Raw genomic sequence first — 22,257 nt, forward strand, 5'->3', positions numbered from 1 at the left:
AGGCGGTTCCGGGCAGATTGTCACCCGTTCAGCAGCTTCTTGCGGGCCGTGTAGTCCTCGGCGTCGATCTCGCCCTTTGCGAGACGCATGTCGAGCTCGGCCCGGGCGCCCGACCCGGTGCCCGGGCCCGAACCGCCCTCCGAGCTGCGGACGAACCAGACCACCCCGGCCACGACGAGGCCGATCACGATGATCCACAGGATGGGCCCGAACATCATGCCCATACCGTATCCCCAATCCATCATGTGACCGTAGTCCCCGGCATCGGCATAGGCAGGACCTGCCAGCAGCGCCGCAGGGATCGAGAGACGAATCATGATGCCTATCCTTCTCATAATGGCTCCGGGCAGCTTGGCCTGTCCCGGATACGGGGGCATTGATCTGCCGCAAACCTGACGGGGATCGCGCGACCGTGATCCCCCCGGGGGAGCGACCGCCCGCAACGGGGCGGCCGCCCGAGGATCACTCGGTTTCGATCTCGGTGACCGTCAGCTTGCCCTTCACGCGGTCGGCCATGAAGGTGATCTCCTGGCCCTCGCTCAGGCCCTCCATCATTGCCGGGTCGACGACCTCGAACACCATGGTCATCGCCTCCATCTCGAGGTTCTCGAGCGGGCCGTGGTCGATGGTGAGCCGGTTCCACTTCTCGTCGATCTTGGTGATCGTGCCCTGGCTCATCGGCATGTCGCCGTGGGTCATCTGCGCCAGCGCGGCGCCGGAGGTGGCGAGGGTGAGGGCCAGGGCCAACAGGGTTTTCATGTCATTGTCCTTTCAGGTCAGGGTATGGCACCCGGTGCGCCGGGTTGCCGGTGGGTCATCAGCCGCGCGAGAGGTGCGAGCGCGGGGTGAGGATGGTGTCGGGGCTGTCGTTGCTGGCATGGTCCGGCAGCGCGCCGGTCCATTCCCAGGCCTGCGTGCCGGGCGGGTTCTCGTACCAGCCGGGATCGGTGTAATCGCCCGCGGCGATGCCCTCGCGGACCTTCACGACCGAGAACATGCCGCCCATCTCCAGCGGGCCGTAGGGGCCCCAGCCGGTCATCATCGGCACGGTGTTGTCCGGCAGCTCCATCGACATCTCGCCCATGTCCGCCATGCCCGCCGTGCCCATCGGCATGTATCCCCGGGTCTCGCGGCGGATCATGCCCGTGAGCTTGCGCTTGTCGGCCCCGATGAAGGTGGGCAGGTCGTGGCCCATGGCGTTCATCGTGTGGTGCGACTTGTGGCAGTGTATCGCCCAGTCGCCTTCATGCACGGCATCGAATTCGTAGGCGCGCATCGCGCCGACGGGGATGTCGATCGACACCTCGGGCCAGCGCGCCTCGGGCCGGACCCAGCCGCCGTCGGTGCAGGTGACCTCGAAATCGTAGCCGTGCATGTGGATCGGATGGTTCGTCATCGTCAGGTTGCCGACCCGGACCCGCACCCGGTCGCCCTTCGAGACGACCAGCGGGTCGATGTCCGGGAAGATCCGGCTGTTCCAGGTCCACATGTTGAAATCGGTCATCTCGGCCACCCGCGGGATGTAGGTGCCCGGGTCGATGTCGTAGGCCGCCAGCAGGAAGGCGAAATCGCGGTCCACCGGCATGAAGGCCGGATCGCGCGGGTGCACGATGAAGAGGCCCATCATCCCCATGGCCATCTGCACCATCTCGTCGGCATGCGGGTGATACATGAAGGTGCCCGACTTGATCAGGTCGAACTCGTAGACAAACGTCTTGCCGGGCGGGATCGCCGGGTGGCTGAGCCCGCCGACGCCGTCCATCCCGGAGGGCAGGATCAGCCCGTGCCAGTGGACGGAGGTGTGCTCGGGCAGGCGGTTGGTCACGTAGATCCGCACCCGTTCGCCCTCCACCGCTTCGATGGTCGGGCCGGTGGACTGGCCGTTGTAACCCCAGAGCCGCGCGATCATGCCGCTGGCCATGATCCGCTCGACCGGTTCGGCGACGAGGTGGAATTCCTTCACGTTGCCGTTCATCCGCCACGGCAGCGACCAGCCGTTGAGCGTGACGACCGGGTTGTAATCGGGCCCCGACCCCGGGGGCGGCGGCACCTGGGTGGATGGATCGTCGGTGGAGGCCGCCTCGGGCAGGTCGCGGAAACGGGTCTGCGCGGTGGCGGCAGAGGCGAGGACGGCACCCGCCCCGGCTGTCAGCAATTGTCTGCGGTTCATCAGTCAGTTCCTCCGGTGGAGCCGCCCCAGATCGCGGCGGTCATGCCTGCCTCGGCGCGCCAGTAATCGGCCTTGGCGCCGGCATAGCTGAGCTCGGCCTCGAGGCCCTCGCGGGCCTCGGCGATCAGGTCGAAGGTCGAGGTGAGCATGCCGTTGTAGGACCGCAGCGCCTCCTCGTCGATCACGCGGCGCAGCGGCAGGACCTCGTCCCGCCAGTGTCTTGCGATGTTGTATTTGCCCGTCACCGCGGCATGGGCCGAGCGCGCCTCCGAGCGGGCATTGACCGCCGCCTGCGCGAGCTGGTTCGCGGCGCGCATGTAGGCCAGCTCGCCCCGGCGCGAGGCGAGCTTGCCGGTGTCGTAGACGGGGATCTCGAATTCCACCTCGAGGACCGGGGAAACCTCCGTCTCGGTCGGGGACCCGGAGCGCTCGGCTTCCGCCCCGGCGACGATGGCGAGGTCGGAGATCATCCGCGTCTGTCCCGCCAGCCGGTAGTCCCGGGCGATGACCTCCAGTTCCAGCCGCCCTATCGCGAGGTCGGTGCGATGCGTCAGCGCCAGTTTCTCCGCCTCCGCCCGTCCCGGACGCCGCCCCGGCAGGCCGGGCAGACGGTCGGGCACGTAGAAGTCGATGTCGCTGCCCCAGAGCCCCATCAGGCGGGTCAGCTTCTCCTTCGCCAGCTGCGCCTCCAGGCGGGCGTCCGCCCGCTCGGCGGCAAGCTCCGCGGTGAAGACATGCTCCCGCGCCTGGTCGGCCCGGTTCATCGCCCCGGTGCGGCCCAATTCCGATGCCAGCTCCGAGGCCGCATCGGCGGTCCCCTGCGCCCGACCCACGAGCCCGGCCCTCTCGAAGGCCGAAACCGCGTCGATCCACGCGAGTCGCGTCTCGGTCGCCAGCGCCACCGTCTGCCCGAGCGCCGCGTATTGGGCCTGCCGGAAGCGGGTTTCGGCGACCGCCTGCCGCGGCTTCCGGGTCACCGCCTCGAGGATCGCGCCGGTCACCGTCGCCTCCAGCGACCGGGCGAGCCCGGCCTCGCCGATGCCCGAGATGGTGACGCCAAGCGTCGGAACCGGCCCGAGGGCGGTCTCCCAGAGATCGGCCGCGGAGAGCCCCAGCTCGGCATAGGCCGCCTGAAGTCCGCGGTTGTTCATCAGTGCCACCTGCACGGCCGTGTCGGGGCCGATCGTCTTGCGGTGGACCAGCGACCTTGCGCGCGCCTCGTTCGCCGCCACCTCGGCGGCCGACTGCGCCCAGACCCCGCCGGCGCCGGTGGCCTGCCGCGTTGATTGCGACACCAGCGAGAACCCTGCCTTCGGGTCCGACGCCATGCGCACGGTCCCGGTGTCGGCGCAGGCCGCCAGCAGCGCCGGCAGGGCCAGAACGGCCGGTTTCCAGGAGAGCGTCATGACGTTCCTCCCGGTGCCTGCGCATCGTTGAGGCGGCGCCAGTCCCCCGGCTCCTCGATGCTGCGTCGCGTGTGGGTCACGGCGGGTCCGGCGGGCGCCGGATGGGCCAGCCCCGGATCGGCGGCGCGCAGGAGCGGCGTCGCCAATGGCAGCGCATCGGGCTGCGCGCAGCCCGCAAGCGCCAGCGGCACGGCGGCCGCGAAGAGGGTTCTCATGGTAGGGTCTCCGGAAGGGATCGGCAGGCAGGGCGCGTCACGCGCCCGACGGCAGGTCGATCAGCCTTTCGGAGGTCGTCTGAGCCCGGTCGGTCCGGTCAGGGCGGTGCGGTCGGTCGAGGTCCAGGCCACGATCGCCCGCCATTCGTGCATCGGGTGGCCCTGCCACCTGGCAGTGACCCCCGCGTCGGAGATGCAGGCATGGTCGCAGCAGATCGGCTGCGTCAGGTCCTGGCTGGAGGTCGGTTGTGCCTCAGCCGCCGACATGCCGTGCGACGCGTGCTCAACATGGTCGGCCGGATGCGTCTCGGCCGCATGGGACGGACTCACCTGCGCGCAATAGACGCTGCCGGACATGGCCTTGGCGGCCACCGGGGCAGCCGCGACCATGACGCCGGTCCAGACCAGCAGCAGCGCGAGGAGGTATCGCTTCACCATGAGCGGCAGAATGTGTGATGGCTCGGGGGGAGGCAATTCACGAGAACGTCAACGCCGGGCGCGACGCGGTGGAAAGACGCCGACCCTGCGAGGCGATGATCGAGGGGCGGGAAGGACGCCGATCGTCCGGAGGGAATCGGGCGGCTCCGACGGCAGCCGGGCGTGGCGCGTCCGTCTGGTGCCGGTCCGGCGCGGCTGCGGGGACCGCGTTGCCGTTACCCACCGAAACGGCCGGCCCGCCTTCTGACGGGCCGAGCGCCGGAACCCCCTCGCGGAAAAGCGCTTTACTCGACCAGGGCCGAACTCCGGGGGCCGCGCTCCTCAGCCGCTGACGCGGGCGCCCGGGGCAATCGTCGGGGGGGCGCTGTTCAGCTGGTCCATGGCGAAGCCCGCCGCCGCCTTGTATCCGGCCATGAATGCGGCGCGTTCCTCGGAGGGGATGACCTCGTCGATGCTGTCGAAGGCGCCGCCGCAGCGCTCGTTCACGAGGTTCAGCAGCCCGAAGGGACCGGCGCCGCGATTGCGCAGGACGACCTCGGAGATCGGGCCGCAGAGCCGGGCGTCGAAGGCCGCCAGCGCAGCCTCGGTGACGCCGTGGCTCAGCATCTCTGCCCCGAGGACGCGGCCGTCCACGATCGCCTGGCTCGCCCCGTTGGAACCCGTGGGATACATCGCATGCGCCGCGTCGCCGATCAGCACGACCCGGCCGTCGCGCCAGGTGGGGATCGGGTCGCGGTCGATCATCGGGTTCTCGAAGGCCACCTCGGCGCCGCGCAGCAGCTCCGGCACGTCGAGCCAGTCGTAGTTCCAGCCCTCGAAATGATGGATGAACTCCTCGATGCCCGTCTCGCGGAACCAGCCGGTCTTCTGCCAGCCGCCCGAGGGGTCGACGGTGACCTCGGCGATCCAGTTGACCTCGGCCAGACCGGTGTCGGGATCGGGGGCGGAGATCGGGTAGATCACCAGCCGGTGCTCGTGCGTGCCGAGGCCGACGAAGGACGAGCCGGTGCGGATCGGCTTCGTCCGGGTGGTGCCGCGCCACATCAGCGCGCCGCCCCAGTTGATCGGCGGCTGGTCGGGATGCATCGCCGCGCGGATCGCGGAATGAATGCCGTCGGCGCCGATCAGGATCTCGGCTCTTTCCTCGCGCGGACCTTCCGGCCCCTCGATCACAGCCGTGACGCCTGCCGCGTCCTGCCGGTAGCCGGTGATCTTCCGGCCCAGCACCAGCGCGTCCTGCCCGGCCCGGGCGCGGAAGGTTTCGGCCAGCAGCATGTGCAGGCGGCCGCGGTGGACGGCGTATTGCGGCCAGTCATAGCCCGCCAGCGTGCCGCGCGGTTCGCTGTAGATGTCGTTGCCGTTGCGCCCGACCAGCGCCCATTCCCGCGCGGGCACGCCGATCTCGTCCAGGCGGTCGGTCCCGATCCCGAGGTCGATGAGCTCCCGCACCGCGTTCGGCTGCAGGTTGATCCCCACGCCGAGCGGCTTCAGCTCGGCCACCGACTCGATGACCCGGCAGGAGACACCGATCTGGTGCAGCGTCAGCGCGGCGGCGAGCCCACCGATGCCGCCTCCGGCGATCAGGACACGTGGGTCGGACATGCGGGCTCCTCCGGCGTTCGTCTCGTCCGGCGGGTCTTAGCAACAGGTGCCGCGCGGGAAAAGGCCGCGGCGCGCCATCGCGGCCACGTGGCAGGGGGCTCGGCGGCAAAAAAAAGGGCCCGGGAAACCCGGGCCCAGTCCAACAGGGAGGTATGCATGACATGACCCGGTCATGCGGCGGGATTCGGTGGGCCTGATCTGTCAAAGGCCGTGCGGGAACCATACCAGCTCCGGCCTCTGACGTAAGGTCGGGAATACCTTACGCTACCAGCCTGTAGCCGCCGGACTCCGTGACAAGGAGTCGCGCGTTCGACGGATCGGGCTCGATCTTCTGGCGCAGCCGGTAGATGTGCGTCTCGAGCGTGTGGGTCGTGACGCCGGCATTGTAGCCCCAGACCTCGTGCAGGAGGATGTCGCGGGCGACCACGCCTTCCGTCGCGCGGTAGAGGAACTTGAGGATGTTCGTCTCTTTCTCGGTCAGCCGGATCTTCTTGTCGTCCTCGGTGATGAGCATCTTCATCGCCGGCTTGAACGTGTAGGGCCCGAGCTGGAAGACCGCGTCCTCGCTCTGTTCGTGCTGGCGGAGCTGTGCGCGGATGCGGGCCAGCAGGACCGGGAACTTGAAGGGCTTGGTCACGTAGTCGTTCGCGCCCGCGTCCAGCCCGAGGATCGTGTCCGCGTCGCTGTCATGGCCGGTCAGCATGATGACCGGCGCCTTGACGCCCTGCTTGCGCATCAGGCGGCAGAGCTCGCGCCCGTCGGTGTCGGGCAGGCCCACGTCGAGGATCAGGAGGTCGAAATGCCCTTCCTTCACCTTGTGCATCGCGTCCGCGCCGCTGGCGGCTTCGAAGACGTCGAAATCTTCGGTCATCACGAGCTGCTCGCTCAGGGCCTCGCGCAGGTCGTCCTCGTCGTCGACCAGAAGGATCTTTCTGAGTTGTCCCATTCGGGGCTCTCCTTTGCTTGTGCCGATCACATCGGCTTCACCGGGGCGTGCGGCAAGGATTGCTGCATCTCTCTCACGCGCTCGTGTCCGCTGTCCGGCGAATGTTTCAAATCCGAAACGGAAAGGCTAAGTGCTTGGAGACAACAAGCAAGCGGAGGGACCGGTGAGTCTGTCTCCCGACATCGTGGAAGTTCTGGCGCGGGCACGTGCCGACCTGAGGATGGGTCTGGGCGTGGTGATCGCCGAGGGTCAGGCGGGGGCGCTGGTGCTCGGGGCCGAGGCGCTGTCGCCGCAGCGGCTGGCCGACGTGCTGGCGCTTGGCGGCGCGCCGGTGCTGGCGATCACGGCCCGGCGGGCCGAGACGCTCAAGGCGCGGCCCTATGACGGTGACCTCGCGCGGATCGTGCTGCCGAAGGACGCCACCGTCGCCTGGGTGGCGGCGATCGCCGACCCGGCCGACGATCTCCGTTCGCCGATGAAGGGTCCGCTGGTGGCGGCGCGCGGCGGCCAGGCGGGGCTGCACCGGCTGGGCCTGAAGCTCGCCAAATCGGCGCGGATCCTGCCGGCGGTGGTTGTGCTGGACCTGCCCGACGCCCGCGCCTTCGCCGACGAACACAGGCTGACCTGGGTGGATGCCGCCCTTGCCGCCCCGGTGCTGGTGGAGGCGAGCCCGCTGCACCCCGTGGTCGCGGCGCGGGTGCCGATCGAGGCCTCGGAGGCCGGGCGCGTCCATGTCTTCCGCCCCGAGGACGGCGGCGAGGAGCATTACGCCATCGAGATCGGCAAGCCGCCCCGCGACGCGCCGGTTCTGGCCCGCCTGCATTCGGCCTGTTTCACCGGGGACGTTCTGGGCTCGCTGAAATGCGATTGCGGTCCGCAGCTGCGCGGGGCGCTGGCACAGATGGGCGCGGAGGGCGCGGGCGTCCTGCTCTACCTCAACCAGGAGGGGCGGGGGATCGGGCTGGCCAACAAGATGCGGGCCTATTCGCTGCAGGATCAGGGTTTCGACACGGTCGAGGCGAACCACCGGCTGGGCTTCGAGGATGACGAGCGGGATTTCCGGATCGGCGCGGACCTTCTGAAACGGATGGGGTTCCGTTCGGTGCGGCTGCTGACCAACAACCCGGCGAAGATCGCGATGATGGAGAAGACGGGGATCACGGTCGCCGAACGGGTGCCGCTGAAGGTGGGCGAGACCCTGCACAACCGCGCCTATCTCGCCACCAAGGCGAAGAAATCGGGGCACCTGCTGTGAGGGTCGAGGATCTGGTTCTGACCCCGCGCGGCGTGCGGTTCATGGGGCGGGTGTTTCCCTGCACCGTCGGGCGCGGCGGCGTCGTGGCCGACAAGCGGGAGGGTGACGGCGGCACGCCCGTCGGTGTCCACGAGATCGTCGAGATGCTCTACCGCCCGGACCGGATCGCGCCGCCCGCACCATGGGCGCGGGCCATCGGGCCGAGGGACGTCTGGTGCGACGTGGACGGGCATCGCGACTACAACCAGCTCGTGCGGGGGCCGGTGGAGGGCACCGACGAGCGGCTGATGCGGGCCGATCCGCTCTACGACATCATCCTCGCCACGGACTGGAACTGGCCCGAGGCGGTGCCGGGCAGGGGCTCGGCGATCTTCCTGCATCAATGGCGGAGGCCCGGGTATCCCACGGCGGGCTGCATCGCGTTCCGGCGGGATCACCTGCGGTGGATCGCGGAACGGGTGGTCCCGGGGACGCGGGTGGTGGTGCCGGGGTAGGGGCGTGACGGGTGAAGCCCGCCTTGCGAAAAGTCGGTGGTGTTCTTCACGCGGACTTTTTCACGCCTGAGCTATTCCCGATGTCCGGAATCAAGGCCGCAGGCCGCCGGACAAGCGCCGGCCCGGTGAGGAGGGTCAGGAAAAGGTCCAGTGGACCTTTTCCCCGACCAACGCGGGCTGGCGCTTTGGTGAAGCCGGTGCCCCGTTTCGACATGGGGGCTACCACGGCTGTCATAAAGTGCGAGGCTCATGGGTTGCGCCGCGCCATCCCAGGGGCCGGCGCCTGTCTGGCTTGTGCTTGTGGATGGTGCGTGCGAACGCGCACCCTGCGGCGGTGGAGAGCCCCGTGCGGGGATCAGGTGCGGCGCCCTTGAATGAGAGGTAGGCCGGGCCTGAGCCCGGCCTACCGCGTGGGTCGGGGCGCTGTGCCTCACCCCTTGCGGATCTCGCCCGTCACGGGCGCGATCGGGTCCGGCACCGGACGGCCCTGGTTCGCGAGGAAGTCGGGGCGCTTCCGGTCCGCCGCATAGGGCTCTCCCACCAGGTTCGACATCGCGTTGTAGACGAAGAACGCGTTCGACCGCGGATCGGGGGTGATGTTCCCGTTCGAGCCGTGCAGCGTGTTGCACTCGAAGAAGACGATCGTCCCCGCGGGCCCGGTCGCCGCATCGAGCCCCAGTTCCGAGGCCATGCGCGAGATCGTCTCGGGCTGCGGCACGCCGATCTTCTGCGCCTTCAGCGAGGTCTCGTGGTTGTTCTCGGGCGTCTCGCCCTGGCAGGCGATGAAGGTCTTGTGCGACCCGGGCACCAGCATCAGCGGCCCGTTCAGCGCCGAGTTGTCGGTCAGCAGGATCGAGGCCGACACCGCCCGCATCCGGGGCATCCCGTCCTCGGCATGCCAGGTCTCGAAGTCGGAGTGCCAGTAGAATTCCTTGCCGGTGAAGCCGGGTTTGTAGTTCAGCCGGGATTGGTGGAGATACACCTGGTCCCCCAGCAGGAACTCGGCGACCCCGGCCACACGGGAATCCCGTGCCAGCCGGTCGAAGAGCGGCGAGTGCGCATCGAGGCGGAAGACGGTGCGCACGGCGTCGCTCTCCGGTTCGGAGATCAGATCGTCGCGCGCGATGCCGGACGGGTCCTCGCGCAGATGGGCCGAGGTCTCGACCAGCAGCTTCAGCTCCTCGGGCGAGAAGACGTCCTTGCGGACGAGGTAGCCCTTGTCGCGGTAATGGTCGGCCTCGGCGCGGGTGATCGGCGCATCCTCGTGCCACTCGGACCAGAGAACCGGGTCAAGCCGCTCGCTCAGCCTCTCGCCGTCGTGCAGCCGCGTGGGATAGGCGTCCACCTGGGTGAACTGCCTTTCGGGGGTGGTGAAATTCATCACGAACCTCCTTGGGTCTTGAGTATTTCGATGTTCCGGGCGCGCCGTTCGCGTCGCCCGATCCACCAACGGACCCGGAAAGGTGAGGTTCCTGCCTGTCTTCGTGCTTCACATATCCGAATCGCGCGCGCCGAAGATGGCGGAGCCGACCCTCACGTGGGTCGCGCCCTGGCGGATTGCCTCTACGTAATCGCCCGACATGCCCATCGACAACCCCTCGAGCCCGTTGCGCGCGGCGATCCTGGCGAGCAGGGCGAAATGGAGCGTCGGCTCCTCCTCCACCGGCGGGATGCACATCAGACCCCTGACCGGCAGGTCGAGCTTGCGACATTCGGCGACGAACTGGTCGGTCTCGGCCGGCAGGACGCCCGCCTTCTGGGGCTCCTCCCCGGTGTTCACCTGGATGAAGAGGTCGGGGCAATGGCCGATCTCCTGGGCCAGCCGCGCGAGCGTGTTCGCGAGCTTCGGGCGGTCCACCGAATGGATCGCCTGCGCCAGCTCCATCGCCTGCCGCGCCTTGTTGGTCTGGAGCGGGCCGATGATATGCAGCTCGATCCCGTCGTAGCTCTCGCGGAAGCGCGGCCACTTCCCCGCAGCTTCCTGCACCCGGTTTTCGCCGAAGACCCGGTGGCCTTCCTTCAGCACCGCCTCGACCCGCGCGTCGGGCTGCATCTTCGACACGGCGATCAGGCTGACGGAGCCGGCCGCGCGGCCCGCGTCGGCCTCGGCCTTTGCGATCTGGTCCCGGATCTCGGTAAGCGACATGGCGAAACTCCTCGTGGCGGCGGGGCGGAGAGAACACCAGATCGGGCGGGAAGGAAAGACCGTCGCGGCCGGAGCGGTGTGGCGCGATCAGCGGCGGGGCAGCGCCTGCGGCCGGCCGGTCGTGATGTAGTAGCGGGGGGCGGCGATCTGCGCCGGGCGGCCCGGATCGGCCCGGAGCCGGGTCTGGGCCCCGATGGTCAGGCCGCCGTCGGTCCGGATGCGCGGCGAGAGGTCGAGCGTGTAGCGCGTGTGCACGTCGCTGCCGGCCGCGCCGTAGGTCACGCCGAATTCGGCCTCGCCGTTCAGCGCGATGACGGGCTCTGCCCCGAGGGGCGCGGCGATGCAAAGGGCGAGAAGGGGGGCGGTCAGGCGGGTCATACGGTCAGCATCGCGCCCCGGCGGACACCACGCAAGAGGGACGCGCAAAAGAAAAAGGGCAGGCCGTGAGGCCTGCCCTTCCGGGAAAACCCGGTCTGGTCAACTCAGAAGTTGAACAGAACGCCGAGGTCGGCGCGGGTGGTGCCGTTCAGGGACGCCACACCGCCGCGGAGCGAAGCGCCGCCGCCGATGTCGTGGGTGAAGCCGACACCGTAGGATTCTTCGGTGACCGAAGCTTCGTCGTAGTTGTAGTACGCCTGGATTTCGGTTGCGGCTGCAACGTCAGCGGAAACGGCCAGGTTGTACTGGTCGAAATCTGCGTGGTCCTTGGCGTAGGCGACCGACACGGTTGCCGGGCCGACTTCGCCAGCGGCGATTGCGACGAACTCGACGTCCGGGCCGTACTCGGAGTCCTGGTAACCCAGGGCGATGGTGTAGCCGCTGAAGTTGGCCGATGCCGCGATTGCAGCGCGCGACTGCGAGCCGACTGCACCGCTGATCGGGTCGGAGTACGACGCGTGCACGCTGTACATGTCGGCTTCGTAGATGACTTCCATGCCGGTGCGGTCTGCACCTTCGGAGTTGAAGTCGTCTGCGCCGAAGTCGGACACGACGTTGACGTAGCCGAGGCCGGTCAGGCCGACGGAGCCGTGGTACAGGTAGGGCATCGAGTCGATGGCGCCCAGGATGTTACCGGCGGCAACGGTCAGGCCGCTGGACATCGCGTAGAAGCGGGCAGCGCTGAGGGTCGGCGAAGCGGTGAAGCCGGCCGCGTTGCTGTTGCCCTGCATACGGACGCGAGCACCGAAGGTGACGCCGTTGTCGGCAGTGGTGGTGCCGTCGATGTTCAGGCGGAAGCGCGACGTGATGGAGGTCTCGTCGTTGGGCGCCGTGGTGACCACGTCATCGGCGGTGCCGGGAATGCCGTCAGCGCCCGGGGCACGGCTGATGACGGTCGTGCCAGGCGCTTCATTGTAGATGATGCCGAACCGGCCGTAGCCGCTCAGCTTGACGTCTGCAGCTGCCATGCCGGCGGTGGCGATCAGCGCAGTCGTTGCGAAGAGAACTTTTTTCATCGTTTTCCCTCGGTTTCTCAGTCGCCCAAAACGGGGAATCCGATTTGGGTATGAAGGGTCTTTCGCTCTTTTCGGCCCTCGATGGCAAGCGCGTGTAACGGCGGTGAAGGTTTGGCGCCTGAATTGGTGCAGCAATGCCACAGTGATGCCATGGTTGCCCCCCGCGCGCCGCCGGCGCGGGCCGAAGCCCGCGTGCCCCTCGTTAATTGACTTGCCCCCTGCAAGGGGCTTGGTTAGGAGGGATTGCACACGATGGGAGCGGATATTCCGATGATTTTTTCGCGTGTTTTCAGGTTCGCGGCGGCGGTCGTCCTTGTGGCGACGGTGGCGGCCTGTGGCGGAGGCGGCGGCGGGTTTCTCGGCGGGTTCGACAACAACTCGGGCGTGACCGAGACCGAATACCGGCGTGAACGGTTCCCCAATAGCGGCAACCAGATCGAAGAGGGCGACGGCACTTCGATCTTCGACCTGTTCCGGCAGCGGGACGACGGCTCGAAGGTCGGCGTGAACCGCTACCTCTGGAATGCCTCGCTCGACGTGCTCGATTTCCTGCCCGTGCAATCGGTCGATCCCTATACCGGCGTGATCACGACCGGCTACGGCGTGCCCCCGGGCGGCGGCCGGGCCTATCGCGCCACGGTCTACATCCGCGACCCCGCGCTCGAGGCGCGCTCGCTCAACGTCTCGCTGCAGACGCAGGGCGGCCAGCCGGTCAGCGCCTCCACCCAGCGGGCGGTCGAGGATGCGATCCTGACCCGGGCCCGTCAGCTTCGGGTCGGCGACTCGCGGTTCTGAGCCCGCCCCGGATTGTCCGGACACGGCGCCCGCGGGGCGCCGTTTTCGTTTCAGACCGTCATGTCGGCCAGGTCCGAGACCCAGTCGAGTTGCCGGGGCAGGCAGATCGACCGCAGGTCGTAGGTCTCGCGCACATGGGCGCGTGCCGCGCGGCCGAGCCTCCGGCGGGCTTCGGGATCGTCGAGCAGGCGGCCCACCTCCTCCACCAGCGCGTCGCCGTCGAAGAAATCGACCAGCCGACCGGTGACGTCATGGGTGATCGCCTCGCGCACCGGGGCGGTGTCGGAGGCGACGATGGCGCCCTCGCAGCTCATCGCCTCGAACAGCGACCAGGACAGGACGAAGGGATAGGTCAGGTAGACATGCACCCGCGCGACCTGCAGCAGCGCGGTGAACTGGCCATAGGGCATGCGGCCGAGGAAATGCACCCGCGCCCAGTCCGCATCCGGGATGTCTCCCCGCACCTCGTCGATGAAGGTCTGCTTCCAGCTGCGCCCGTCGGGCGGCGCGGCGCCGTAGCTGACACCGTCGCCGCCCACGATCAGCACCTGCGCCTCGGGCCGGGTCGCCAGCAGGCGGGGCAGGGCGCGCATGAAGACGTGGTAGCCGCGGTAAGGTTCGAGGTTGCGGTTCACGAAGGTCACCACCTCGTCGTCCCGCGTGAAGGTGCCCGCCCCCGGGACGGTGACCGAGGCGCCCGGGTCCGCGACCAGCGCGTCGGTGTCGATCCCGTCGTGGATCACGCTGATCCGGCTGCGGAACGGCTCGGGGAAGGTGTCGGCCTGGAAGCGGGTCGGGCTGAGGCCCGCCTGCGCCGCGTCGAAATGCAGCTGGTTGTTGATGTTCTTCATCCGGATCCGCATCGGCTCGATCTGCGCGGTGCCGCGGTCGAACTCGGGATCGAAGCCCGCGTGGGGATAGCCGGCCAGATGGTAGAGCTCGCAGTAGAGCCCGATCGGCACCTCGGGCCAGACATCGCGCAGGAAGAGCGATTCCCCCCAGCCGGGATGCGCGATGATGATGTCCGGGGTGAACCCCTCGGCCTTCAGCTTCGTCGCGGCATGGAAACAGGCCTCGCCCCGCGTGACCTTGCTGTCGAGGTCCGTCACCCAGGGGTGGCAGTTCTGCGGCGTCTTCCGCCGGAGCGCGTAGGGCACCAGGCGCACGCCGTTCCAGGTGGTCGCCTGCTTCACGCGCAGAGTCAGCGAAACGACCTCGTGACCCTGCCGCGCGAGCGCGACGGAGAGGTGTTTGAACTGCCCGGGAAAGTTCTGGTGGATGAACAGGACCTTCATGGCGCCTCGTCTTGAGCGGTCCCGCATATATACCCGGCGCGCCCGGCGAGAACAGGGCAGGCCGCCCCCTGTCGCGGGAATGCCACTGGACCCTTGCGGAATTGCCGCATATCACGCCCGGGAACGGAAATTGACCAGGGAGCGCAGGGGATGACGCGCTACGACCCCGCGACGATCGAGGCGAAATGGCAGAAGGCATGGGACGACGCGGGGCTCTTCCGCGCCGAACGCGATCCGTCGCGGCCCAAGTACTACGTGCTCGAGATGTTCCCCTACCCGTCCGGCCGGATCCACATCGGCCACGTCCGGAACTACACGATGGGCGACGTGGTGGCGCGCTACAAGCGGTCCACGGGCCATAACGTGCTGCACCCGATGGGCTTCGACGCCTTCGGCATGCCGGCCGAGAACGCCGCGATGGCGAATGGCGGGCATCCCAAGGACTGGACCTACCAGAACATCGACACGATGGTCGGGCAGATGAAGCCCCTCGGCCTGTCGCTCGACTGGTCGCGGATGTTCGCGACCTGCGACCCGGAATATTACGGCCAGCAGCAGGCGCTCTTCCTCGATTTCCTCGACAAGGGCCTCGTCTACCGCAAGAACGCCGTGGTGAACTGGGACCCGGTCGACATGACCGTGCTCGCCAACGAGCAGGTCGAGAACGGCCGCGGCTGGCGCTCGGGCGCGGTGGTCGAGCGGCGCGAGCTGACGCAATGGTTCTTCCGCATCTCCGACATGGCCGACGAGCTGCTCGAGGCGCTAGACGGGCTCGACGACTGGCCGGCCAAGGTCAAGACGATGCAGGCCAACTGGATCGGCAAGTCGCGCGGGCTCCAGTTCTCCTTCGGCGTGGTCGATGCCGCGCACGGCCACGACCGGATCGAGGTCTACACCACCCGCCCCGATACTCTCATGGGCGCGAGCTTCGTCGGCATCTCGCCGGACCACCCGCTTGCCAAGGAGCTTGAGCGCCACGACCCCGAGGTCGCGGCCTTCTGCGAGAAGGCGCGCCAGGGCGGCACCACCGAGGAGGCGATCGAGACCGCCGAGAAGCTGGGTTACGACACCGGGATCAGGGTCCGTCATCCCTTCGACACGTCGTGGGAGCTGCCGGTCTACATCGCCAATTTCATCCTGATGGATTACGGCACCGGCGCCATCTTCGGCTGCCCGGCCCACGACCAGCGCGACTTCGAATTCGCGACGAAATACGACCTGCCGATCATCCCGACCTTCGAACCGCTCGAGGGCGCCTGCCCCGAGGGCGAGGCCTTCGTGCCGATGAAGTCCGAGAAGGTCCGCTGGATCCGCGGCTTCGGCTGGGACGAGGAGGCCAGTGGTCAGGACGCCGTGAATGCCGCAATCGCGTTCTGCGAGGCGAACGGCGTCGGGCAGGGGGTGACGAAGTTCCGCCTCCGCGACTGGGGCCTCTCGCGCCAGCGCTTCTGGGGCGCGCCGATCCCGGTGGTCCATTGCGACAGCTGCGGCGTGGTCCCCGAGAAGAAAGAGAACCTGCCGGTCGAGCTGCCCTACGACGTGAGCTTCGACCAGCCGGGCAACCCGCTCGACCGTCACCCGACCTGGCGCAACGTCTCCTGCCCCGCCTGCGGCGGGCCGGCCCTGCGCGAGACGGACACGATGGACACCTTCGTGGATTCGTCGTGGTACTTCGCGCGCTTCACGGCGCCCGAGGCCGACACGCCGACCGTGGCCGAGGATGTCGATTACTGGATGAACGTCGACCAGTATATCGGCGGCATCGAGCACGCGATCCTGCACCTGCTCTATTCGCGCTTCTTCGCCCGGGCGATGCATCTCTGCGGCCACCTGCCCGCGAAGTCGAAGGAACCCTTCGATGCGCTCTTCACGCAGGGCATGGTGACGCACGCGATCTTCCAGACGAAGGATGCGAACGGCCGCCCGGTCTATCACTACCCCGAGGACGTCGATCTGCGCGACGGCCGCGGCTTCCTCAAGGACGGCACGGAGGTGGAGATCGTCCCCTCCGCCAAGATGTCCAAGTCGAAGAACAACGTCGTCGACCCGGTCGCGATCATCGGGCAATACGGCGCCGACACCGCCCGCTGGTTCGTCCTCTCGGACAGCCCGCCGGAGCGGGACGTCGAATGGACGGCCGCCGGGGCCGAGGCCGCGCACAAGCACCTCGCCCGGGTCTGGCGGATCGCGGCCGAGGTGGCCGAGGCCAGTGGCGAGGCGACCGTGCAGGGCGCCGACGAACAGCTCCTGCGCGAGATGCACAAGGCGATCCGCGACGTGACGCTCGGGGTCGAGAGCTTCGGCTTCAACGCCGCGATCGCGAAGCTCTACGCCTTCACCAACACGCTCTCGAAATCCCAGGCGGGCGCCAGGGCGAAGCGCGAGGCTGCCATGGTCCTCGCGCAGCTCATGTCGCCGATGACCCCGCACCTCGCGGAAGACGTCTGGGCGATGCTCGGCGGCGAGGGGCTCATCACCGAAGCCCGCTGGCCCGAGGCCGACGAGGCGATGATGGTGGAGGATTCGGTCACGTTGCCGATCCAGGTGAACGGCAAGCGGCGGGGCGAGATCACGGTGCCCAAGGACATGGATCAGGCGGAGGTTGAAAAGGCCGCGCTGGCGGTCGACAATGTCCAGAGGGCGCTGGATGGGGCACAGCCCCGCAAGGTGATCGTCGTCCCCGGCAGGATCGTGAATGTGGTCGTCTGACCGACGCAGCTTCCTGGCCCTCGCGGGCCTTGCCGCCCTCGGCGCCTGCGGGTTCACCCCGGTCTATGGCCCCGGGGGCGGTGGCGCGGCGCTGACGGGCCGGGTGCGGCCCGCCGCGCCCGACACCACGGACGATTACATCCTCGTCCGCGAGATCGAGACCCGTCTCGGCCGGGCGGGCGAGGGGGCGCCCCTGGCGCTCGACTACCAGACCTCGGTGGTCGAGGAGGGGATGGCCGTGACCACCTCCAACGTCACGACCCGGTTCAACGTGATCGGCAGCGTCGCCTACCAGCTGACGGACGCCAGGACCGGCCTCACGCTGCATGAAGGCCGGGTGCGCAGCTTCACCTCCTATTCGGCCACCGGCTCGACCGTCGCCACGCAGGCGGCGCGCCGCGACGCGCGCGAGCGGCTGATGGTGATCCTCGCGGACCTGCTGACCACGCGCCTCTATGCCGAGGCGGCGGACCTGCCGGCATGAAGCTCACCGCCCGCGACGCGCCCGGATATTTCGCCCGGCCCGATGCGGACAAGACCGGGCTGCTGATCTACGGCGGCGATGCCATGCGGGTCGCGCTGCGGCGCCAGCAGGTCGTCAAGGCGCTGGTCGGTCCGCAGGGCGAGGAGGAGATGCGCTTCACCCGCATCGCCGGTGCCGATCTTCGCAAGGACCCCGCCATGCTGGCCGACGCAGTGAAGGCCGTGGGCTTCTTCCCCGGTCCGCGCGTCGTGCTGGTCGAGGAGGTGAACGAGACGCTCGCCGACAAGATCATCCCGGCGGTCGAGGATTGGGCGCCGGGCGACGCGCAGGTGATCGTCACGGCCGGGTCTCTGAAGGCCACGTCGAAGCTGCGGAAGTTCTTCGAATCCCACCGGAACGCCTATGCCGTCGGCATCTACGACGACCCGCCGAGCCGGGGCGAGATCGAGGGCATGCTGAAGGACGGCGGGCTGCAGAACCTGTCGGACGAGGCGATGCGCGACTTGGTGGCGCTGGCGCAGACCCTCGATCCGGGCGACTTCCGCCAGACCGTCGAGAAGCTCGCCCTCTACAAGCTGGGCGATCCCGTGCCCGTCACCGGCGCCGATATAGAGGCCTGCGCGCCCGCCTCCACCGAGGCGGCGATCGACGACGTGCTGAACGTGGTGGCCGAGGCGCAGCCCTCCGAGATCGGGCCGGTCATGGCGCGGCTGCAGGCGCAGGGCGTGCAGGGCGTGGCGCTCTGCATCGGCGCGATGCGGCACTTCCGGACGCTCTACGCCGTCGCCTCCCATCCCGGCGGCCCGGGCGAGGGGATCGGCCGCCTGCGGCCGCCGGTCTTCGGTCCGCGCCGTGATCGCATCCTGCGGCAGGCGCAGGGCTGGGGCGCGGCAAAGCTGCAGGACGCGCTGACGCTGCTGACCGACACCGACCTCCAGCTCCGCTCGGCGGGGCGCACCGCCCCCGACATGGCGCTGGTGGAGCGGACGCTGATCCGCCTCGCGATGATGGCGGGACGGCGGTAGGCCGGCAGCCCCCGCATCCGCCACGCGACGCCGGCGCCGATGACCTGACCGACCGCCCGAAGCGCCCGGCCCCGTGGGGTCTCTTGCCGTCAGACCGCCTGACGCCGGCCCTAGCGCAGGGCTATTCGTCGTGCTGGATCTGGAGCAGGGCGACCGCGGCGAAGAACAGAGCGAACAGGAGCGCCGAGGGCAGCGAGACGCCGTCGAACAGCCGCATCTTGTACAGCGACCGGGCGTCGAAGGCATGGCCCGCGACGACCGAAAGGCTCGTCGAGAAGCCGAGCAGCGCGACAAAGGTCATCGTGTCCGAGGCCCGGTCGCGGAAGGTCAGGATCGCCAGGATGCAGGCGGAGCAGACGATCAGGCCGACCGAGGTCATGATCGCCATCCGGTCCGTCCCGAACCGCGAGGCGCGGAACACCCAGTCGATGCCGCTGCCACCGACCACGTAGACCGTCGCCAGGTTCGCGACGCAGATCATCACCACCACCCCGGTGATCCAGGCCACGGAGGACGTCACGACGCGTCCCCGCGGCAGGAACAGCTGAAGGAACGCGATGCCGAGCAAGGCGAAGCACAACGCGGTCGACGGCACCATCGCGCGGAACTCAGGAACCAGACGGATCGTCGCCTCGTGGCCCAGCATCCAGCCATGCGTGAGCACGAGCGAGGAGACGACCAGCATGGCGGTCGCCACGAAGAGGCAGAAGCCTCTCGCCACGCACATCGGGGTCGGTTTCAGTTTCATCGGGAACGGCGCTCCAGGGCTCGGGCGGTATGGTGAGGGTGTCGGCTGCGAAGAGCCGAATGTGACATTACAGCATCCCACCCCCGCCTGTGCAGAGCTTTTTCCTGTCCGCATCTTTTTTTTTTGTGATCCGCCGAGCGCCGGTCCGCGTCGTCCCTTCACCGGTTCCCGGACACGCTTTCCGGGTGCTGGCATGTTGTCTTGCACGCATCGGCGCTCCATACTCCGGGTGACGTGGCGGAATGCAGCCTGCGCCGCCCAGAACCGGAGTTTCGTCATGGTCCCCAGACAGATCACGCTGGCCGCCGCTGCCCTTCTCGTGGCAGCGCCGCTGTGCGCGCAGACGTTCGACCCGAGCCTCGGGGTGGAGGCGGTCGCCGTGCTGGAGGGCGGACGCCTGCTGGTGGCGAATGCCGAGGCCTCCTTCGACTGTGCGCTCGTGGTGAAGACCGACGCCGTCCTTCTGTCGGATTGTCGGCCCGCCTCCGGCAGCGACGGAGCGGAGGAGCTGACCGCGCTGTCGGACGGCCAGTGGCAGGAGATGGTGCGCGAGACGCTGGTGGCGGCGGATTGCAAGCTGTCGGCCGCGGCCGCCGTCACCGACATCGTGACACAGGCGGCCGAGGACCGTGGCGCCACGCCCGAAGAGATCGAGTCGCTGCGCACGACGCTGGAGGAGAAGGCCGACGCGGCCGTCGACCGCATGATGAAGGACGGCAAGCTTTCGGTCATGGACGGGCAGCTCGTGCTCTACGACTGCCCCTGACCGGCGTCGAGACGTGAAACGGCCTCCGCCGGGATACCGGGGAGGCCGCTTTCATGCCCTGGCGGCGCCTCAGGCGAGGTGGTCGACCACCTCGAGCTTCTGCGCCAGCTTGCCGACCTCGGCCAGCCAGTCCTCGATCACTGCCGGATCGTGCGGGGCGGGGGTCACGCCCGCGGGCAGCCGCCCGGCGAGCACCGCCTCGATCGCCAGAGAGACCGGCACCGAGACGAGCCGCCCCATGGCCGAGCTCTCCGCGTCGCCCCAGGCGTCCATCGCGTAGGTCCGGTGCCAGACGGTCGCGCCGTCCTTCTCGGCCTTCAGCGAGACGAAGAGGACCACGCGGTCGGCCTCGCCCTCGTCATAGGCGTGATCGGCCCAGAACTGGTCCGACATCTCCTTCAGCCTTGCGTCGCCCTCGGGGCCGTTCAGGGTCTCGACCTCGCGGAAGACCGGCGCCCAGGCCTCGGACCAGCCGTCGAGCCGCAGGGTGCCGCGCACGAAGGTCTTCACCTTCCAGTCGGGGTCCAAACGGTAATCCGCGATGAAGGGCAGGGAGTCGCGGTTCGGATAGGCCTCGAACTCCTCGGCGCCGGCGAGCGGGGTGGTGAAGCGGGTGATCGCGTTCCACGGCCGGTCGACGTTCAGCTCCTCGAAATCCTTCAGGGACCGGGAGGGCGACCGCAGGGCCTTCAGCACGCCGAGGGGCGACCAGCTGAACTTGTAGCGGAAGTCGTTCGGCACCTTCGGGAAGCCGCCGCAATAGGAGGTGAAGGAGAGCTCGTTCGCCGGATCGAAGGCCTCCGAGGCGCGGTAGGCGGCGACGAGGTGGTGCGCCATCAGGTGGTCGATGCCGGGATCGAGCCCGACCTCGTTCACGAAGCTGAGCCCCTTCGCCCTGGCCGCGTCGTCCAGCGCCCGCATCTCGGGCGCGATGTAGCTGGACGAGACGAAATGCGCCTCCCTGGCGAGGCAGATCTCGGCCAGCGCCACGTGCCAGTCGGCGGGCAGCATGGAGACCACGACATCGCCCTTCTGCACGGCCTCGGCCAGCGCCTCGGGGGTGAAGGCGCGGATGTCGTCGGTCAGGTCGCCGACCTCGGCCCTGGCCTTCTCGGGCGTCCGGTTCCAGACGGTGACGTCGTGGCCGTTCCGGATCAGCCGGCGCAGGCCGGGGATGGCCGACAGGCCGGTGCCGCACCAGTGGATGGTCATGCGTGCTCTCCCATGTGTTGGTCGTAGATGGCTTTCGCCCGGCCCCAGACGCCCGCGTCGAGATCGTCGAGCGTGAGCAGCGACGGCAGGAGCTGGGCCGCGTAATCCTGCGAGCTTTCCAGCGGCAGGAGCGAGGGCAGGTTGTCGATCGCGGTGACGTCGAGCACCGGGTCCTCGTGGACGCGCAGCGCCGGGGCCTCCCAGCTGGTCGTGCGGTCGTAGACCTTGATCGGCGAGAAGTCCGAGGTCGGATCGCAGGCGACGTCGCCGATGACGGACAGCGCGCGCGGCTCGGTGAGCGTCGAGCGGGGGACGAAGACCGGGGTGCCGGGCATGGCAAGGATCGCGTTCAGGAAGATGTCGTGCCGGGCGATCTCGGGGAAGGGGCCGCCATGCGCGGTCTCGGCCATGTCCCACCTGGTGACGGGCATCCCCATGGCCTCGCACAGGTCCGAGGCGCCGGTCCCGACGCGGCCCCTGGCGCCGATCACGATGGCCGAAGGGCTGCGCCCGGCACCGTCCAGCGCGCCGCGCAGCTCGGCCAGGAGGGCGTCCTTGTCCGGGTAGGACGAGACGGGCCCGCAGATTCCGCCCGCCTGCTGCGCCAGCCAGCATTTCAGCGAGACGGCGGCACCGGCGAAGCCCGCCCAGTAGCCGAAGGCGGCGACGCGGCGGCCGGACTCGTCCAGCAGGTATTCCAGGTCGTAGAGCGTGCCGCCCCCCGCCGCGAAGCGATCGAGCAGGATCCGTCCGGCCGGCTGGCCCTTGAAGGCATGGCCGAACATGATGTGCCGATGGACCAGCGGCGTGCCGTCCTCGGGCAGCTCCTTCAGGCCGAAGATGATGGCGTCGCGGGGGGCGTCGGGCCAGCTGCCCTCGGGCGCGATCCGGGCGCCGGCGGCGCGGTAGCCGTCGAGCGGGATGATCCGGCTGCGGCTCTCTTCGACCGTCAGCGTGAATCCCTTGTCGATCAGGGCTTTCGCGCCCTCGGGCGTCAGCCCGGCGCGGTCTTCGTTGGGGCGCTGTTCGGCGCGCAGCCAGATATGCGTCATCGGCGGTTCCTTTCGGCCCGAACGCCTATGGCATAGCGCCGCCGT

At 68.8% G+C, this 22,257-nt stretch carries 23 protein-coding genes; 7 read left to right on the forward strand and 16 right to left on the reverse strand.

The window, feature by feature from the left end; genetic code table 11:
* Positions 1-20: 20 nt before the first annotated feature.
* From Q344_RS0113540 to Q344_RS0113575, 8 genes are all read right to left on the reverse strand, one after another.
* Complete coding sequence (locus Q344_RS0113540; protein WP_028287206.1) at positions 21-317, reverse strand: SHOCT domain-containing protein; 297 nt, start codon at positions 315-317, stop codon at positions 21-23.
* Between the two features lie 145 nt (positions 318-462).
* Positions 463-759: a copper-binding protein gene (locus tag Q344_RS0113545; protein WP_028287207.1), complete on the reverse strand. Its 297-nt coding sequence runs from the start codon at positions 757-759 to the stop codon at positions 463-465.
* Between the two features lie 58 nt (positions 760-817).
* The gene (locus tag Q344_RS0113550) at positions 818-2,170 is read right to left on the reverse strand and encodes a multicopper oxidase family protein (protein WP_211249920.1); all 1,353 of its coding nucleotides are present in this window, start codon (positions 2,168-2,170) and stop codon (positions 818-820) included.
* Positions 2,170-3,576 (reverse strand): TolC family protein, encoded by a 1,407-nt coding sequence (locus Q344_RS0113555; RefSeq protein ID WP_028287209.1) that lies wholly within the window; start codon positions 3,574-3,576, stop codon positions 2,170-2,172. The genes Q344_RS0113550 and Q344_RS0113555 overlap by 1 nt, the downstream gene beginning before the upstream one ends.
* Complete coding sequence (locus Q344_RS0113560) at positions 3,573-3,791, reverse strand: hypothetical protein (RefSeq protein WP_036539220.1); 219 nt, start codon at positions 3,789-3,791, stop codon at positions 3,573-3,575. The genes Q344_RS0113555 and Q344_RS0113560 overlap by 4 nt, the downstream gene beginning before the upstream one ends.
* Positions 3,792-3,851: 60 nt before the next feature.
* On the reverse strand, positions 3,852-4,229 hold the full coding sequence (locus Q344_RS0113565; RefSeq protein ID WP_028287211.1) for a hypothetical protein: 378 nt from the start codon (positions 4,227-4,229) through the stop codon (positions 3,852-3,854).
* 321 nt (positions 4,230-4,550) lie between these two features.
* Complete coding sequence (locus Q344_RS0113570; protein WP_028287212.1) at positions 4,551-5,831, reverse strand: flavin-dependent oxidoreductase; 1,281 nt, start codon at positions 5,829-5,831, stop codon at positions 4,551-4,553.
* A gap of 259 nt (positions 5,832-6,090) precedes the next feature.
* Positions 6,091-6,777, reverse strand: coding sequence for a response regulator transcription factor (locus Q344_RS0113575; protein WP_028287213.1), 687 nt, complete (start codon positions 6,775-6,777; stop codon positions 6,091-6,093).
* A gap of 163 nt (positions 6,778-6,940) precedes the next feature.
* Between Q344_RS0113575 and ribA the strand changes: the two genes are divergently transcribed.
* Positions 6,941-8,032 (forward strand): GTP cyclohydrolase II, encoded by a 1,092-nt coding sequence (ribA, locus tag Q344_RS0113580; protein ID WP_028287214.1) that lies wholly within the window; start codon positions 6,941-6,943, stop codon positions 8,030-8,032.
* On the forward strand, positions 8,029-8,526 hold the full coding sequence (locus Q344_RS0113585) for a L,D-transpeptidase family protein (protein WP_188781520.1): 498 nt from the start codon (positions 8,029-8,031) through the stop codon (positions 8,524-8,526). Before ribA ends, Q344_RS0113585 begins: the two co-directional genes overlap by 4 nt.
* A 430-nt stretch (positions 8,527-8,956) precedes the next feature.
* On the opposite strand, the gene thpD is transcribed toward Q344_RS0113585, so the two are convergent.
* From thpD to Q344_RS0113605, 4 genes are all read right to left on the reverse strand, one after another.
* Positions 8,957-9,907, reverse strand: coding sequence for an ectoine hydroxylase (thpD, locus tag Q344_RS0113590; RefSeq protein WP_028287216.1), 951 nt, complete (start codon positions 9,905-9,907; stop codon positions 8,957-8,959).
* A 108-nt stretch (positions 9,908-10,015) separates the two neighbouring features.
* Positions 10,016-10,672, reverse strand: coding sequence for a YggS family pyridoxal phosphate-dependent enzyme (locus Q344_RS0113595; protein ID WP_028287217.1), 657 nt, complete (start codon positions 10,670-10,672; stop codon positions 10,016-10,018).
* An 87-nt stretch (positions 10,673-10,759) separates the two neighbouring features.
* Positions 10,760-11,050: a hypothetical protein gene (locus tag Q344_RS0113600; RefSeq protein ID WP_028287218.1), complete on the reverse strand. Its 291-nt coding sequence runs from the start codon at positions 11,048-11,050 to the stop codon at positions 10,760-10,762.
* 104 nt (positions 11,051-11,154) lie between these two features.
* A complete protein-coding gene (locus Q344_RS0113605; RefSeq protein WP_028287219.1) occupies positions 11,155-12,126 on the reverse strand; it encodes a porin in 972 nt (323 codons plus the stop codon).
* Between the two features lie 270 nt (positions 12,127-12,396).
* Between Q344_RS0113605 and Q344_RS0113610 the strand changes: the two genes are divergently transcribed.
* Positions 12,397-12,921 (forward strand): DUF3576 domain-containing protein, encoded by a 525-nt coding sequence (locus Q344_RS0113610; RefSeq protein WP_028287220.1) that lies wholly within the window; start codon positions 12,397-12,399, stop codon positions 12,919-12,921.
* Positions 12,922-12,971: 50 nt separating this feature from the next.
* Here the strand turns inward: Q344_RS0113610 and Q344_RS0113615 are convergent, their stop codons facing one another.
* A complete protein-coding gene (locus Q344_RS0113615; protein ID WP_028287221.1) occupies positions 12,972-14,216 on the reverse strand; it encodes a glycosyltransferase in 1,245 nt (414 codons plus the stop codon).
* 150 nt (positions 14,217-14,366) lie between these two features.
* On the opposite strand from Q344_RS0113615, the gene leuS reads away from it, so the two are divergent.
* The 3 genes from leuS to holA are packed head-to-tail and all read left to right on the forward strand — an operon-like array spanning position 14,367 to position 18,434.
* Positions 14,367-16,925 carry a leucine--tRNA ligase gene (leuS, locus tag Q344_RS0113620; protein ID WP_028287222.1) on the forward strand — a complete coding sequence of 853 codons (2,559 nt, stop codon included), beginning with the start codon at positions 14,367-14,369 and terminating at the stop codon, positions 16,923-16,925.
* Positions 16,912-17,409 carry an LPS assembly lipoprotein LptE gene (gene lptE, locus Q344_RS0113625; protein WP_028287223.1) on the forward strand — a complete coding sequence of 166 codons (498 nt, stop codon included), beginning with the start codon at positions 16,912-16,914 and terminating at the stop codon, positions 17,407-17,409. Before leuS ends, lptE begins: the two co-directional genes overlap by 14 nt.
* Positions 17,406-18,434: a DNA polymerase III subunit delta gene (gene holA / locus Q344_RS0113630; RefSeq protein WP_028287224.1), complete on the forward strand. Its 1,029-nt coding sequence runs from the start codon at positions 17,406-17,408 to the stop codon at positions 18,432-18,434. Before lptE ends, holA begins: the two co-directional genes overlap by 4 nt.
* 121 nt (positions 18,435-18,555) lie before the next feature.
* Here the strand turns inward: holA and Q344_RS0113635 are convergent, their stop codons facing one another.
* Positions 18,556-19,182 carry a hypothetical protein gene (locus Q344_RS0113635; protein WP_156954704.1) on the reverse strand — a complete coding sequence of 209 codons (627 nt, stop codon included), beginning with the start codon at positions 19,180-19,182 and terminating at the stop codon, positions 18,556-18,558.
* Positions 19,183-19,459: 277 nt separating this feature from the next.
* On the opposite strand from Q344_RS0113635, the gene Q344_RS0113640 reads away from it, so the two are divergent.
* Positions 19,460-19,948: a hypothetical protein gene (locus tag Q344_RS0113640; protein WP_028287226.1), complete on the forward strand. Its 489-nt coding sequence runs from the start codon at positions 19,460-19,462 to the stop codon at positions 19,946-19,948.
* A gap of 69 nt (positions 19,949-20,017) precedes the next feature.
* Here the strand turns inward: Q344_RS0113640 and Q344_RS0113645 are convergent, their stop codons facing one another.
* A complete protein-coding gene (locus Q344_RS0113645; protein ID WP_028287227.1) occupies positions 20,018-21,160 on the reverse strand; it encodes a saccharopine dehydrogenase family protein in 1,143 nt (380 codons plus the stop codon).
* Entirely contained in the window at positions 21,157-22,212 is a 1,056-nt protein-coding gene (locus Q344_RS0113650) for a saccharopine dehydrogenase (protein ID WP_028287228.1), read from the reverse strand. The genes Q344_RS0113645 and Q344_RS0113650 overlap by 4 nt, the downstream gene beginning before the upstream one ends.
* Positions 22,213-22,257 lie beyond the last annotated feature (45 nt).

Source organism: Pseudooceanicola nanhaiensis DSM 18065 (genome assembly GCF_000688295.1).
Taxonomy (GTDB): Bacteria; Pseudomonadota; Alphaproteobacteria; order Rhodobacterales; family Rhodobacteraceae; genus Pseudooceanicola; species Pseudooceanicola nanhaiensis.

Coding starts and splice junctions, on each gene's coding strand:
- holA (WP_028287224.1), top strand. CDS start 17,406: ATGAAGCTCACCGCCCGCGACGCGCCCGGATATTTCGCCCGGCCCGAT.
- Q344_RS0113565 (WP_028287211.1), bottom strand. CDS start 4,229: ATGGTGAAGCGATACCTCCTCGCGCTGCTGCTGGTCTGGACCGGCGTC.
- Q344_RS0113560 (WP_036539220.1), bottom strand. CDS start 3,791: ATGAGAACCCTCTTCGCGGCCGCCGTGCCGCTGGCGCTTGCGGGCTGC.
- Q344_RS0113550 (WP_211249920.1), bottom strand. CDS start 2,170: ATGAACCGCAGACAATTGCTGACAGCCGGGGCGGGTGCCGTCCTCGCC.
- Q344_RS0113545 (WP_028287207.1), bottom strand. CDS start 759: ATGAAAACCCTGTTGGCCCTGGCCCTCACCCTCGCCACCTCCGGCGCC.
- Q344_RS0113640 (WP_028287226.1), top strand. CDS start 19,460: ATGGTCCCCAGACAGATCACGCTGGCCGCCGCTGCCCTTCTCGTGGCA.
- Q344_RS0113650 (WP_028287228.1), bottom strand. CDS start 22,212: ATGACGCATATCTGGCTGCGCGCCGAACAGCGCCCCAACGAAGACCGC.
- Q344_RS0113575 (WP_028287213.1), bottom strand. CDS start 6,777: ATGGGACAACTCAGAAAGATCCTTCTGGTCGACGACGAGGACGACCTG.
- Q344_RS0113635 (WP_156954704.1), bottom strand. CDS start 19,182: ATGAAACTGAAACCGACCCCGATGTGCGTGGCGAGAGGCTTCTGCCTC.
- leuS (WP_028287222.1), top strand. CDS start 14,367: ATGACGCGCTACGACCCCGCGACGATCGAGGCGAAATGGCAGAAGGCA.
- Q344_RS0113570 (WP_028287212.1), bottom strand. CDS start 5,831: ATGTCCGACCCACGTGTCCTGATCGCCGGAGGCGGCATCGGTGGGCTC.
- Q344_RS0113540 (WP_028287206.1), bottom strand. CDS start 317: ATGATTCGTCTCTCGATCCCTGCGGCGCTGCTGGCAGGTCCTGCCTAT.
- Q344_RS0113555 (WP_028287209.1), bottom strand. CDS start 3,576: ATGACGCTCTCCTGGAAACCGGCCGTTCTGGCCCTGCCGGCGCTGCTG.
- Q344_RS0113610 (WP_028287220.1), top strand. CDS start 12,397: ATGATTTTTTCGCGTGTTTTCAGGTTCGCGGCGGCGGTCGTCCTTGTG.
- thpD (WP_028287216.1), bottom strand. CDS start 9,907: ATGAATTTCACCACCCCCGAAAGGCAGTTCACCCAGGTGGACGCCTAT.
- Q344_RS0113605 (WP_028287219.1), bottom strand. CDS start 12,126: ATGAAAAAAGTTCTCTTCGCAACGACTGCGCTGATCGCCACCGCCGGC.
- Q344_RS0113645 (WP_028287227.1), bottom strand. CDS start 21,160: ATGACCATCCACTGGTGCGGCACCGGCCTGTCGGCCATCCCCGGCCTG.
- Q344_RS0113600 (WP_028287218.1), bottom strand. CDS start 11,050: ATGACCCGCCTGACCGCCCCCCTTCTCGCCCTTTGCATCGCCGCGCCC.
- Q344_RS0113595 (WP_028287217.1), bottom strand. CDS start 10,672: ATGTCGCTTACCGAGATCCGGGACCAGATCGCAAAGGCCGAGGCCGAC.
- Q344_RS0113615 (WP_028287221.1), bottom strand. CDS start 14,216: ATGAAGGTCCTGTTCATCCACCAGAACTTTCCCGGGCAGTTCAAACAC.
- lptE (WP_028287223.1), top strand. CDS start 16,912: ATGTGGTCGTCTGACCGACGCAGCTTCCTGGCCCTCGCGGGCCTTGCC.